Here is a 13,547-nt window from a genome sequence, read left to right on the forward strand (position 1 = left end):
GTATTCTACTGTATTCTACTGTATTCTACTGTATTCTACTGTATTCTACTGTATTCTACTGTATTCTACTGTATTCTACTGTATTCTTATTACCAATGGTACCCTGACTGCAATCACTTATCAACTAAAAGATAATATTGATTGCGGTCATTCTTACTTGAACCAAACCAAGTAATGATTTCTAGGTCACGAAGATTATGAAGTAATTTAACAACAAATGATCGACTCCTACCTGTAAGCTCAATGGCTTTTGCCGTTGTCATTCTCTCGCCTGAATTATACATATAGTGGACAATCAGTTGCTCATCCGCATTAAGGTCGCCAAAATCAGTAAACTGTTTCTCTAAACTATCTTGGGTCCGTAGGTGTCGGCTGACAATGTTGTTCTCAAGCGTCAGGACAACCTTATTCCCAGGTTCTGAGAATTTAGGTTCATGGAGAAAAGCAGATTCCATCTCAGAATAGATACGCTTTACTCCTTCATTCATCTCACGTACCCAACCGAACTCTGTCAAGGTTCTGGCAATGCGAGGGTTTCGTGAAAATCGTTCATGCTTGATATTGTCAACGGTGACGATATTGGGTAATTTCCCTGGGCTATGAATCTCTAGTCGATCATCAAACATAAGCACACGAATGTGATCACCATAGACAGAATAATCACGGTGAGTTACAGCATTGACAACACCTTCAAACCAGGCAAATTCAGGATACTCAGGCAAAATTTGGAATTGCCCATTGTCATCCAAATACTGAAATTCACGAAGCTGAGTACGAATAAAATCTCGAACCTTGATAATCAAAGTTGGGAGAGCATCATCAAAAGTTACTTCCTTAATAACATTAAAACTACTACCTGTTCCCATATCCGTACCATCAAATCGCTGAAAACGAACACGAGCTTGAGGAAAGAAAGCTGACGGATACTTTCCAAAAAGTAAAATGGCGGCTTTAGTCAATTTTCCATTAACCAAAAAACGTCTAGCTCTAAGAATTTCCTCTGTGGATCGCTCTGATAGATCAAAGTGACTTTTGAAATCCTGTACGATAGTTTCATCAATATCTTCCAGACTAGCGTCTGGCACCACTTCATCTTCAAAGAAACGTTGTCCCTTGTCATAGCTGAGCTGAGTGCGTTGCTCGTAGCTCAACTTGACTGTTTCATCACCCTGACGAAGATAAACCTCATCATTTGGCGTGGCAATCACTCGGTTTGACGACAATTCAACTGAGATAACTAAAATGAAATCTTCTTCACCCTTATGATTGATTACAGGGATTTCCTCAAAAGATAAATCCAAAGGAGTCTCACGCATCTCACGGTCAATCTTTTTGAAATCGTCTATGGGATAAGCCCTGCCGTCCTTGAAACCAGTGATAATATTTTCCTGTTTCTCATCCTCAATACCAATAACCAGTTGACCGCCATCCGCGTTGGCAAAAGCAATCAGGTGTTTGAGAAGTTCAGACGGTTTCTTTCTGGCTGATTTTCGATCTAGGTATTGGCTTTCTGGAGAAAATTGATAGTGAGATAAGTTTTGATTCATATAGTTCTCCTTAAACATATAAAAAATACTTAAAAATTCATAATTTACAAAGCCCTAGATTTTAAATGTACAATATTATTTCTCTCTTGTAACAACGTCTCCTTTGGAATGTCCATAAGCTCTGAAAGTATCTCTACTGGCAGAGGATAGCCGTACTTGAGATTAAATCGCTGGACTATGGATTGTTTTTCAAATAGCCCCGCATCCGTCAGTAATTTATATGCCTGTTTAGCAAGGATTGGTCGTGATACTGGAATACTTGCATCCTCTGGTTCCTCTCTTCGCCATCCTCTGGCACTCATCCTTTTTTGTAGACGAGTATATTGTTCCGAGTTTAACAAACCCAAATCCTTTGCACGATAAATCATACTGGCTATAGATACATTCCACTTAGACTTCAATTTCAAATAATATGCTAGGTCTTCTTCATGTCCTTTTAAATCTTCAGAAAAAGCAGAGGCTGGTAATAAAAAACTCGAAGCAAATCTATTAGCTTCCTGCTCCATTTGTCTATATTCAATATTTGAAAGCTCCTGTGGATGTAGTGTTCTTGCATGCAAAGCCCAATGCCCTAACTCATGAGCCAAGCTAAATTGTTGCCTGAAAAAATTATTATTATCTTGGTCAATTAAAATACAATAATATCTCTCAGAATCTGTTTCCATTTTCAATTCAACAAAACTTCCAAAAGCATCCACTTTCTCAGACTTTGAATTAATTATAGCAATATGGAATCCATTTGTTTCTAGTAACCTGAGAACACTGGAAATTGGGCTATCACCTAATCCCCAACTCTTTCTTATCTGATTTGCAACTTCCTCTGGTGAAGCATTTTCATGACTTTCAAATTCTGCTAATTTCGGGAAATCAACATAATCTTCAAAAAAATTCGCCAAGAGAGCCAGTGCTTTTTTTAGCATCTCACTAGACTTCTTCTCAGTTTGTGAGGATGTTAACTTACTTCTATAAAAAGTACCTAAATCAGTAGTTATAAATTTATCTTTTGTTTGATAGAAAGACAGCGGAAATTTCAGTTCAAAAATTATTTTTTGCAATACCTCAGAACTCGGCTTTGATAAATTCTTTTCGTATTTAGAAATCATCTGTTTAGAAACTCCAACTTTCTCCGCCAATTGGCTAATGGAATAATGTCTAAAATATCTCGATTCTCGAAGTCTATCTCCATTAAATTCTTGAGCCATTATAATATTCCTTCTACTATTGGTTTTAATGTAACGAGTTGAGGCTCATCTACTAAATCATTCACCTGTTCATCACGTATGGCCTCAGTTCTAATTATACCAGCTGAACTTGGAAGTAAGTGCGAAATATCCACTGAACTAACTGATAAAAATTGCGGAGTGTAGTCTTCTAACGAAGCACTCACAGCTTCTTGACCTACGTAATCAACAATCAAAAATCTAATCTTAGTCACATGTTCACAATACTCACCAAGCATCCTAACCAAATCAGCTTCTCTTCTTTTCACTTCAGAGCTATCAGCATCAAAAAGAGAAAGCTGTTCTACTTCTTGGTCAGGGTAAAGTCCCTCATTTTTCAAGAGTAAACTTAAGGTATAATGAGTAGAGGTTCCTTTTTTAAAATATCGATTACGAATTGTCCTAAAATTATTTTTAGAGAAGAAGGCTATTAGTTCACCTGTCTCAATATTCAGTATAGGGTCAAATTGCCAGATCCCCCTCTTAATATGCAAAACTTTCCAAAAAACACTATTATCAAATAAGTCTTTAAGCATAGCCGATCTTCGTGCCCAAGTAGCCTGATGAATTCCATTTTGACTAGTCTCTGAGATAGCAACTTTATAATCCTGCTCCAGATGCCTAGTTGTAAAACTCATCGCTTCCAAACACTTGATGATTACTTCTCTTTCAATATCATAACTGTATTTCATTTATTCACCTCAATTCGTTTGTTATTTAACTTCATTATAACAGACCAAGGAGACAAAAACAAGAAGAAGAACTAAAAAAGTCAACCAAAGTGTGTAGAGTTAAATAATCCCATCTCCTCAGCGATGCTAATATCTTTCTCCTTACACATACTAACATTTAAGTAGATTAAATAGCTAGTTACTAAATGCTATAATAAAAAAATAGGACAGCAAGCTATTTGCTATCCTAATAAATATTACAAATAGTTGTTCAATCCGAGATTACTCCACCTCTAAATTAAGATAAGAATCTGTACAATCTAGTTCGATGCTCATAAGCTGCTCGTCTACAAATTTAAATGTCACAATTGAGTTATCATTCTCTGTAGCAATATCTCCGTCAGCACCAGCACCCAAAATATAAGAAATGCTTCCATTATTGTAATTCATTATTCATTAAATGCAATTGATTCAAAAATAAAGGACCTTCTTTGCTATTTCAACTGATTTGCTTCAACTTTTCCGTAGTTTGAAAAAACAACAACGGCAAGAACTTGTAAAGTTAGGAATTATTACGAATCCTGAACAGATCGTCTTCACTTATATAGATACCAAAGGTAACATCAATAAGCCTCTGCACACAGATTATCTTAACAATAAGATGTGAGCCGTTAAAAATCGTCACCCACATTTGACAAACGCTACACCGCACAAATTACGCCATACTGATACAACCCTCGCTAAACAAGCAGGCACTTTCATTGAAGTAATTTCTGAGGCTCTGACACATAGTGATACTATCACAACAAAAACCTATGTAAACACCTCAAACGTTGTTCCTCTATCTGCTGGTACTCTTACCTATCAACATATTCAAAATAAATAGGGCAAATTTAGGGCAAACTTTCGTAAAACACTAAGAAAAAAGCACCCGTAGGGGAAACCCTGCGAGTGCTCTGAAACGTTGATATAACTGGATATTAACGTTTTGAGAATTGTGAAGCTTTACGAGCTTTCTTAAGACCTGGTTGGAGCATCTTTTATTTCAATCAATTTCAAAACCTTTTAATATCAACGTTTACACGAGTTTTCAAAACTCAAAATTTCATCCAATTTCAACTAATTTCATCAAAATAAGGTAAATTTTCAATCAAAATATGCAAAATCGGACCAGAAAATATAAAAGTTTACCTTATTCTTGATTCTAGAAAATGTGTCAAACAGAAGTATTCACTTTTAATTTTTGTATATATCATGTATAATGTATTTACAAATACAGGAGGTATATCCGATGAATGTTTTATTACGCAAAACAGGTAACAGCACTGTTATCACTATCCCAAACGCTATAAAAGAAGCACTTGGTGCAGAAATTGGTGAAGAAATCGAATTCGTCACTTCAGGAAATAATGTCATTATTCGTAAAGCTGAGCCAAAATTTGATTTTGATAGAGAACTTGAAAAAGCCATGAATCAATACGATGAATTATTGAAAGAGTTGGTAGATAAATGAAATACCTAACCGCCGAAGACATTATCAAAATCAATGTCATGGTTATTGGAAGATATTCCCCAAAAGAGCCCGTTGGGATTGCTGATTCAAACAGCCTACAGATGATTATTGAGCAGCCAAAACAAGAGATTTTTGGAAAAACACTCTATCCCGACATTTATAGTAAGGCTGCCATTATCTGGATAAACCTGATCAAAAAACACCCATTTAAGAACGCCAACAAGCGAACTGCAGTGCTTGCTTTACATATGTTTCTAGCAATGAATGGATATCAATCCAATCTTTCCTTAAACGATGGACTGGAAAAAACGATTGATATTGCTACCTTTCAAGGTGACTTCGAGGAATTAAAAGATAGGATTACCCAATTCTTAAAAGAAGAAAATCGAGTGTACAAAAAATAGAAAAGTGGTTATCGACCGAAGTTGATAGCCACTTTTCTATATTCTACTGTATTCTACTGTATTCTACTGTATTCTACTGTATTCTACTGTATTCTTATTACTAATAGTATTCTGACTGCAATCATTTATCAACATTGATTGCAGTCATTTTTACTTAGACTCAGCCAAACTAAATCAGAGTTCAGGTAATTCTAGTAATTCTAGGATTTCTAGGAGACATCACTAATAAGTTCCGTTAGTGATGCAGCCATATGTTCGTTTACTTTCTCTGAGTATCATTTTTATAATATTCACTAAAGAAGTCTATTTACATTGAGCTTAAGAGATAATTATTTTATTTTCAGAAAGATATTGTTCACATTTTTTAAACTGGTCATAATACTGTTGTAAATCTTTTGCATTTTTATTTAGAGCATCTACTCTATCAATTACTTCAAGATAATAATTCCCGACTATATTTTTTAAATAGACAAGTAATAATAGTTTATATGAACCATCTACTCCCTCGAATAGACAAAAGATAAAATGAGATTGGTTTTCATTTGGGTTATTTGAAATAAATGATTTAGGAAATATGTAATTCTCATGATGTAAATCATCTGGTTTAAAAAAGTTAGTATTTTCGTTTAAATGTATATGTACTGCATTAAACGAAAAATAACCACCATCTATAGTATCTATACTTAAATTATTTTCTTTAACATACGGTGTAAGCATATAGGTAGACTTTATTGTTCCTGAATTTTCATATATTCTTACTACCAGGCACCTCGATTTCCTTCTCCGCATCATTGAATGAAGCTTTTACTTTCGACTTACCTTCTATTTTATAAGAAATAGATAGCTTAGCTCTCCTATCAGTTTTCAAAACATTAATTCTTTCTATGTAAACAGTAATTATACTAATAAGAAATGCCAAAAATGCAATTGGTTCACTTATAACCTGCTTATAAACATAAACAATTATATTAACTAATAATTCAACACCTAATACTTCAGACTGCCTCAATACATAAATCAATAAGGATAGCGCCACCCAGAACCAAAAATTTTTATAGAAATATTGTTTTTTCAAATTAAGTTCACCACCTCATGTTTCTATCGTATGTTCTCAGAGAATTAACATAGTCAGCATGATTTATCCTTTATAATTACTTCCAATAGCTTATCTGCAACAATATCTTCAACATACTTTCTTATCGCTCGAACGTTAGGAAGTGCATTTAATTTAGATTCCAAGATTTCTAAAATCTTAACTTCATCTAAATATCCCTTATACTCCTTAGTCATGGATTCTGAGTCAATAATTTTTGAATAGACTATCTTTGAAATCTGCCTTTTCTCATCAAAAGATAAAGGAGAAAATTTAACAAAACCATCGAATCGACTTAATAATGCTACATCAATATTATTCTCCATTTCTGAAAGATTTTTAAAATTAGATGTGCAAATAATGATTGAGTTACTGAGATCTACCTTATAATTTTGGTCCTCATAGATGCCTTCATCAAACATTTGAAAGAAGGTACTATGAAAAAATGCAGGTGCCAGAGCAAACTCATCAAGCAAAATAACATTAGATTCTCTGTTTAATAATGTTTTAGAAAATGAGTCTTCGCTATGATTTGTTGATTTAAAATATTTTACGCTTGATTCACCACCAACCATCGACATTTGTTCTCTAATAATATTGTCATTCCCATATAGTGTCGTTGATAGTTGTTTTGCTGTCTCCGTTTTTCCAATCCCTGGTTCACCATAGAACATTAAAACTAATGGTTTTGAACTTGGACGTATTAGTTGAGCAACTAGTTTTCTTAATAAACTTTTCTTAGCTTCTCCTTGGCCAATTATATTTTCATTTAAGTCATGTATAACGTCTTGAAACTGTTTCTTTTCAATTTTCTTAAAAGTACTTTGTTCAATATGTACACTCTCTGAAGGAATTTGTTGCCTAATTAAGTGGAAAAATTTTTTAGGCGGATTATGAAGGTACACTTCTAGAATATCGGCAAATTCAAATATTTTTACTAATAAATCGATATTTTCAAAAACTAAACTTGTCGATAACGAATATGAGTCCATCCTAAAAACACAGTAATCCTTTCCCACTAGTGGTTCTGCTATTTCCTGAATTTTAGCTCCATTTGTCCAGTTTATAAGTACTTCATTAAACGAAACGTAGTTATCTAATTTAGCCACTCTTTCATTAAACTTTTGAACCGGCTCAAAAAAAATATTAAATCTTACCATTACACACCTGCCACTAGAACATCATATATCGGTATTTTCTCATTATCTTGTTCTTCATCAAAGTCAGTTCCAAGTTGCGACCGCCTATTGCTTGATAATCTATCTATCATGGTATTAAAACTTAAATCAATCGAATCTACTTCTCCAACCTTAATTCCATAGAGTTTGATATCCATCTTGGTTAAGTCACTCAACGTATAATTATTACGTAGACCCGATATATTGAATCTAAAAACACTTTCTTTACTCTCAGAGCTAATACCCCTAATTTCATAATATCCAGAAAGTCGGTCTAAAGTTCGTTCAATATTCTTTATTTCAATACCTTGAAAATTATTTTTATCATCATCCGTAATACTATTCATTTTAGTAATATCACTAATCATATCGAGAACAGGAGTGATGTTACGGTAAAAAGCAGGAGAATCTTTTTCAATAAACAACTTAACGTTATCTAAACATTCTACTTTTGAAGAACCTTTTTTATTGGTTACAAACTTTTTAAAGTTACTTAGCAATGTAGAGGTAATCTGTGATTCTACTACACCACTTCGTTGATATGAAGCATTACCAGAGAGTCCTATCTTAAATCGAGAAAAGAAATTCATACCAACCCTTCCCTCGGCATCTACCTCAACCATATTTTCGGACACACGTTTTATGATATCAGATTGTATCCCATTTTGATGTAATTCTAAAAAATCAAAAACGGCTTGCTCATCAAGATAAACAATTTTCCCAGCAAAAAAATTGGCCATTACTTCCTCCTTGTTACTATATTTTCAGACTATTTGAGCAATCCTATTATACCAAAATTCCTAAAAACTACTCCTCTACGTACTTAAATCACTAAACTCAAAAAATTATTATTTAATCTCTATATCCAGAGAATAGATAATTGTAACAACTTCTTCCACTTCACAATGCACCTTAAAACGCCCTAGAAATCTAGAGCGTTTTTGTATTGATATTAAAATAAAATGGCTTTTATCAACTAACAGTTTTCAACTTTGCTCCGAAAATAGAATAAACTAACAATCCCAATCCAACTAGATAGATTAGATAACCCAATCCAGGAGTTCCGAATCTATAAACATAAAATGGATTCCAAATTAATACTGAAGCAATTTCAATAATTGCATAACGTCTTACATTATTTGTATTACCTTGTAATAAATTTGATACTAGTAAAAATGCAACTATCCATATTACCGATGAAACTATAGGATGATCAGCAAAAGCTGGTGTCGCAAGCAAGAATTTATTCATAATATTGAATGGCAATAGTTGCGAAATTACCAACAACACATTTTATGTTTATTTTGAGAAAGATATAAAATCAATATATCCCTTTTCTCCGATTTTTACAACGGCATTGTAGGACTTTCTATCTTTCGTTTTGATTCCTTTTACCAGGGTTTCTTTTCCCTCTAGTAATTCTTTTACATTTGTTTTGGTGAGTTTTTTCTTTCTAAAATGTTCAGCTAAAGTGAAGGTACATTCAGGATAATTTGAACAACCATAAAACGATTTTTTTAATACAATATTGTTGCCACACTTAGGACATTTTCCTACAAGGGGTCCCGAGCGCTTAGTGGGAATTTGTACCCCTTATCGATACAAATTCCCCGTAGGCGCTAGGGACCTCTTTAGCTCCTTGGAAGCTGTCAGTAGTATACCTAATAATTTATCTACATTCCCTTTAGTAACGTGTAACTTTCCAAATTTACAAAAGCGACTCATAGAATTATTTCCTCCCGTTAAATAATAGATAACTATTAAAAATAGACAATACTTGCTCATAAGTAACGGTACTTAAATTGTTTACTTTGGCGTGTTTCATTGCTTGATGAAACTGATTTTTAGTAAACAGTTGACGATATTCTCGATTGACCCATTTTGAAACAAAGTACGTATATAGCTTCCAATATTTATCTGGAACATCTGTGGTATGGCGGGTAAGTTTTATTAAGACACTGTTTACTTTTGGTTTAGGATGAAAGCATTCCGCTGGCAGCTTAAGCAATTGCTGAATCGAGACTTGAGTGTGCAAGAGCAACCCTAGTGTTCGGTGAATATCCAAGGTACGCTTGTAGAATCCTTCTTCAACAATCAGATAGATGTCAGACGCATGGCTTTCAAAAACCACTTTTTTAATAATTTGTGTGCTTAAATGGTAAGGAATACTCCCAACAATTTTATACCTCTGTTTGTTAGGGAATTGAAACTGTAGAATATCTTGGTGAATTAAAGTGACACGAGTATTCAGTTTTAATTTTTCTGACGATAAGTTGAATAGATGACTGTCTAATTCAATAGACGTTACCTGTTTACTTATTTTAGCCAGTTTCGTCGTTAAATGCCCTTTACCTGTTCCAATTTCGTAAACGGTATCGGTTTCTTTTAAATTCAATTGTTTTATTATTTGGTTGAGTACTTTTTCACTCGTTAAAAAGTTTTGAGAATATTTTATATTTTTGTTCATGTAATCACTCCTTCTTAATTACAAATTTTTAGCATCTAATTTAACTTCAATAGATATATTATACCACAATAAGTCCTTAAAAGGATAGAATAACTAGCCTTTCGTAACCTTTCAACTGTCCTTTAAAACCTATATCCTTAAATAAAAGGAGGACAGATAATGGCTTTAGATCAATTTGTCGCAAAAAGAATTCAAACTTTACGGAAAGACTTTCATCTAACTCAGGAGCAATTGGCTGAGGCAGCTGGCTTAGATGTTTCTTCAATAGCAAAAATAGAGCGTGGCGAACGCTCTAATATTAAGGTGAATACATTAGAAAAAATTGTTGATGCTTTTGGAATATCAATGAGTACATTCTTCCAACAACATGTCCAAGATAAAAACGAAAACACCTCAAACGATCCATCATTTGAGAAGTTTCAAAAAACGCTCCTCCCAATTTCTCAAAAAAAGCGGAAGGAATATTTAACATTGTTTGAGGCAATAATAAATGTAGAGAACATGTAATCCTTTAATGCACATAATAAAATATGTTATATATTCATACAAAACAAAACGCATAGATCCAACTTTTTAGGATTTACGCGTTTTTCTATTTGTTTAGTTTTATTCATTCGTCTTTTGAGAATTATTTTTCTAATTGCTAGACATTTTTTCTAGTTCGTTTTTAAGCGTGCTAGTAATATATTACCGAATCAGGACCACTTGAATAATCATCGAATCTATGTTTTTGAATAGCTTCAAATAATGAATTATTCTTTACATCATTCATAAACATTTTCCATTTTCCAAGAATAGCCTGCTTTATCAAAATCTCAATTTGAATTTCAATACCTTCTTCAATTACTTCTGAAGTAACAGTAAATATTTCATTTTCTACAGTAACAATACATTGCTGATTATCAAATCGAATGGTCAATTTATCATTATTTCTTGAAAAAGAAATCGTCGCACAATCTTCATCTGAATAATAATAATCACTGACAACATCGATACAATGTCCATTTAATAGCAGAAATTTCTTACACTTCATTTCCACATCAACAATAATTGATACTATCTCTTCAATTAGAACTTCATCAGTCATAATACTCACTCCTTTCCTTTAATATTGTTATGTGTTTAGAAAATATTTTATTCCATATACACACCTCCAATCTGATTCGTTATTAGTATGCCACTTTTTTTCAAAACAAAAAAATCGTGTTGCGAATCAATGTAAGCGAGAAATGTTTTTCGTTTTTTTATTTTTTTGAAAAAGTGACATAATACAATTGAACATATTGAAGTAAATAGAGAAAGGAGTGATAACACTATATTCTTTTGAAAATACGCACTGGGCTCGGTGTAAATCATATTTTCAATTGATATGGATATCTCTTGTCAGCTGTCATTGACTGATAAGGGAATGAACAAGAATAGAATAAATGGTTATTCTGCGGAATGAAATGAAGTACAGAATAACCATTTATCACATAATATAGTACAGTAAAAGATGTTTAGTGAAAGTAAAAGTAGAAAGTTCGGTTTGAAAAATAACCAGTTCAATGACAAACGAAGATTTCAGAGATATTCGACGGTGCTACTGAAGAGTATTGAAAACGATAGTCCCATAGGACAGCCTCATCGGAAATTTTCAGGAGCATACCCAGCTCAGACTAAAAAAGGGTGTGAGGCAGTTTACCAGTAATATGCATTTTAAAAAAAGAAAGGAGAAAGAAAATGCCACGAAAAAGAAATTCATTGAAACATGATATATTCATCGCAGCAACAAAAAATGTTATAAATAATACATCTCGAACTTCATACAAACGATCTGCTACTCGTTTTTCTAAATGGGCCAAAGAAAATAACATCAAAAAAATAACGGATATTACAGAAGAAGTTCTTCAACGTTATCACGACGATTTAAAAAATGATCCGAAAGAATACACAGCCGCAACAATTCACACATATTTAGCTCCCATAGCAAAAGCCGCTGGAATCAATCTAAACCGTATCAAAAAACAAAAAAGAACCAGCGATAAAATCGTTCGTGGACGACAACATGAAGCGAATGAACAAGGGAAAAAACAAGAATTGAACTCTCGCTTCTCTCGCCTAGTCGCATTTCAGAAAGTAGTTGGAATTCGTCGTAACGAGCTTAAAAATCTTATTGGTTCGGACTTTAAAGAAGATGAGTATGGTAATTGTTATGTTTATGTTAAAAGGGGAAAAGGCGGCAAGAAACAAATGCAATACATTTTACCAAAAGATGTTGAACTTGTTCGTCGAACTTTTGATGGGATCCTAGAAAATGAACCAGTATTTTCAGAAGAGGAGATGAACAATCAGATCAATTTACATGCATTTCGTGCACAACATTCAAGAGATAGCTACTTCTATTATTTAGAAAAAATTCAAGCTAATCCGAGGATGAGACAAGCACTTTCAAATTTATTAATCAAAAAATGGGAAGAAGGTCATCAAAAGTTAAAACAAGAATCCCCCAAAAAATACGACAGACAGCGTAAAAATTTCATTTACGATTTACGTGACGAATTGTATATACTACGTGGCACAAATAAAATAAAGGCAATTGCTTCAGGAATGCCAATTATGTATAATCGCCTGGCTCTTATGGCAGTATCTGTACTTAATTTGTCACATTGGCGTCTCTCAGTTACCGTGACAAATTACATTCTGTAATGATTTTTTTGTATTGTTTTTTCAGGCATAATGATAATGTAGAAATTGATTAAATGGAGGACATAAAATGAGGAATCAAAATAATCTACAAAAAATAAATCGAAACACAATTTTAGCAAGAGGAAAAATCGTTGAAGTAAATGACCAAGATATCGTGCCATATCTTGGTCTCTTTATCAGAAACGGCGCCGGTCGTAAGCACACATATTTGAAATGTTATTTTAATCGTGAAAAATTTCAATTGAAGAAGGGAATGACGGTATCGATATCAGGTCATATCGAAAACATTAATACAAAGAATAGCTACGAAATTATTATAGATTCCATCCAAGAAGAGCAGACTGAACTGGCGGTATTCTTCAATAAAAAGCCTAACTTCGGTTTTGCATATCCAAGCCATTTCGCAAAGATGTTTGTTTTTGGAAAAGTTATTGATAAACATTTAAAACCAAATTCGAATTGGATCGAAATGATTATCAAGGATAACTGTGAAAATAGAGTCAAAGTACAATACAGCACAAAAATGCGTGTTAATGAAACAAATTTTGAAATAGGGGATTATGTGTATTTATCAGCCTTACCTATATCCATTCAAAAGACAATTCATGAGGAAATGTTTATCTTTGAGAATTATATACTTGAAGATATAGTGGTAGAACAAAAATAGAAAGTATAGAGATAAATTTCTTTTTGGAATTTATCTCTATTTTTTGTCATTTTTTGTATTTTTTTCTCTGACGAAGTTCTGAATGTGGCATAATTCTTT

At 33.2% G+C, this 13,547-nt stretch carries 16 protein-coding genes and 2 pseudogenes; 6 read left to right on the top strand and 12 right to left on the bottom strand.

Features of this window, described 5'->3' with window-relative positions:
• Positions 1–113 precede the first annotated feature (113 nt).
• The 4 genes from ACHBHN_RS06515 to ACHBHN_RS06530 all read right to left on the bottom strand — a co-directional run bounded on the left by ACHBHN_RS06515 (position 114) and on the right by ACHBHN_RS06530 (position 3,888).
• On the bottom strand, positions 114–1,547 hold the full coding sequence (locus ACHBHN_RS06515) for an ATP-binding protein (RefSeq protein ID WP_105161024.1): 1,434 nt from the start codon (positions 1,545–1,547) through the stop codon (positions 114–116).
• Between the two features lie 44 nt (positions 1,548–1,591).
• On the bottom strand, positions 1,592–2,749 hold the full coding sequence (locus tag ACHBHN_RS06520; RefSeq protein ID WP_105161025.1) for an ImmA/IrrE family metallo-endopeptidase: 1,158 nt from the start codon (positions 2,747–2,749) through the stop codon (positions 1,592–1,594).
• Entirely contained in the window at positions 2,749–3,459 is a 711-nt protein-coding gene (locus ACHBHN_RS06525) for a DUF5986 family protein (RefSeq protein ID WP_105161026.1), read from the bottom strand. The genes ACHBHN_RS06520 and ACHBHN_RS06525 overlap by 1 nt, the downstream gene beginning before the upstream one ends.
• A 261-nt stretch (positions 3,460–3,720) precedes the next feature.
• Positions 3,721–3,888 (bottom strand): hypothetical protein, encoded by a 168-nt coding sequence (locus ACHBHN_RS06530; protein WP_161948268.1) that lies wholly within the window; start codon positions 3,886–3,888, stop codon positions 3,721–3,723.
• Positions 3,889–3,919: 31 nt separating this feature from the next.
• Here ACHBHN_RS06530 and ACHBHN_RS06535 point away from each other — a divergent pair.
• From ACHBHN_RS06535 to ACHBHN_RS06545, 3 genes and pseudogenes are all read left to right on the top strand, one after another.
• Positions 3,920–4,324: pseudogene (locus ACHBHN_RS06535) on the top strand (site-specific integrase); the annotation flags it as partial.
• A gap of 405 nt (positions 4,325–4,729) precedes the next feature.
• A complete protein-coding gene (locus tag ACHBHN_RS06540) occupies positions 4,730–4,951 on the top strand; it encodes an AbrB/MazE/SpoVT family DNA-binding domain-containing protein (protein ID WP_105106819.1) in 222 nt (73 codons plus the stop codon).
• Complete coding sequence (locus ACHBHN_RS06545; protein ID WP_394733813.1) at positions 4,948–5,355, top strand: type II toxin-antitoxin system death-on-curing family toxin; 408 nt, start codon at positions 4,948–4,950, stop codon at positions 5,353–5,355. The genes ACHBHN_RS06540 and ACHBHN_RS06545 overlap by 4 nt, the downstream gene beginning before the upstream one ends.
• A 318-nt stretch (positions 5,356–5,673) precedes the next feature.
• Here ACHBHN_RS06545 and ACHBHN_RS06550 read toward each other — a convergent pair whose 3' ends face one another.
• The 7 genes and pseudogenes from ACHBHN_RS06550 to erm(B) all read right to left on the bottom strand — a co-directional run bounded on the left by ACHBHN_RS06550 (position 5,674) and on the right by erm(B) (position 10,093).
• Entirely contained in the window at positions 5,674–6,072 is a 399-nt protein-coding gene (locus ACHBHN_RS06550) for a hypothetical protein (protein WP_394732155.1), read from the bottom strand.
• 28 nt (positions 6,073–6,100) lie between these two features.
• Positions 6,101–6,430: a hypothetical protein gene (locus tag ACHBHN_RS06555; RefSeq protein WP_394733814.1), complete on the bottom strand. Its 330-nt coding sequence runs from the start codon at positions 6,428–6,430 to the stop codon at positions 6,101–6,103.
• A 53-nt stretch (positions 6,431–6,483) separates the two neighbouring features.
• Positions 6,484–7,557 (bottom strand): AAA family ATPase, encoded by a 1,074-nt coding sequence (locus ACHBHN_RS06560; protein WP_238142209.1) that lies wholly within the window; start codon positions 7,555–7,557, stop codon positions 6,484–6,486.
• A 50-nt stretch (positions 7,558–7,607) separates the two neighbouring features.
• Entirely contained in the window at positions 7,608–8,366 is a 759-nt protein-coding gene (locus ACHBHN_RS06565; protein ID WP_105107987.1) for a DUF6414 family protein, read from the bottom strand.
• A gap of 232 nt (positions 8,367–8,598) precedes the next feature.
• The gene (locus ACHBHN_RS06570; protein ID WP_153047870.1) at positions 8,599–8,877 is read right to left on the bottom strand and encodes a hypothetical protein; all 279 of its coding nucleotides are present in this window, start codon (positions 8,875–8,877) and stop codon (positions 8,599–8,601) included.
• 48 nt (positions 8,878–8,925) lie between these two features.
• A pseudogene (locus ACHBHN_RS06575) lies at positions 8,926–9,186 on the bottom strand (topoisomerase DNA-binding C4 zinc finger domain-containing protein); the annotation flags it as partial.
• A 169-nt stretch (positions 9,187–9,355) separates the two neighbouring features.
• Positions 9,356–10,093, bottom strand: coding sequence for a 23S rRNA (adenine(2058)-N(6))-methyltransferase Erm(B) (gene erm(B) / locus ACHBHN_RS06580; RefSeq protein ID WP_002292226.1), 738 nt, complete (start codon positions 10,091–10,093; stop codon positions 9,356–9,358).
• 159 nt (positions 10,094–10,252) lie between these two features.
• On the opposite strand from erm(B), the gene ACHBHN_RS06585 reads away from it, so the two are divergent.
• Positions 10,253–10,600: a helix-turn-helix domain-containing protein gene (locus tag ACHBHN_RS06585; RefSeq protein ID WP_029170891.1), complete on the top strand. Its 348-nt coding sequence runs from the start codon at positions 10,253–10,255 to the stop codon at positions 10,598–10,600.
• A 169-nt stretch (positions 10,601–10,769) separates the two neighbouring features.
• On the opposite strand, the gene ACHBHN_RS06590 is transcribed toward ACHBHN_RS06585, so the two are convergent.
• On the bottom strand, positions 10,770–11,180 hold the full coding sequence (locus tag ACHBHN_RS06590; RefSeq protein ID WP_105106613.1) for a hypothetical protein: 411 nt from the start codon (positions 11,178–11,180) through the stop codon (positions 10,770–10,772).
• A 635-nt stretch (positions 11,181–11,815) separates the two neighbouring features.
• Here ACHBHN_RS06590 and ACHBHN_RS06595 point away from each other — a divergent pair.
• Positions 11,816–12,781, top strand: coding sequence for a site-specific integrase (locus ACHBHN_RS06595; protein ID WP_141587513.1), 966 nt, complete (start codon positions 11,816–11,818; stop codon positions 12,779–12,781).
• Positions 12,782–12,848: 67 nt separating this feature from the next.
• Positions 12,849–13,448, top strand: coding sequence for a hypothetical protein (locus tag ACHBHN_RS06600; RefSeq protein WP_105106611.1), 600 nt, complete (start codon positions 12,849–12,851; stop codon positions 13,446–13,448).
• Positions 13,449–13,547: the final 99 nt, after the last annotated feature.

This window comes from Streptococcus sp. A22 (assembly GCF_043674215.1).
GTDB classification, from domain to species: Bacteria; Bacillota; Bacilli; order Lactobacillales; family Streptococcaceae; genus Streptococcus; species Streptococcus suis_V.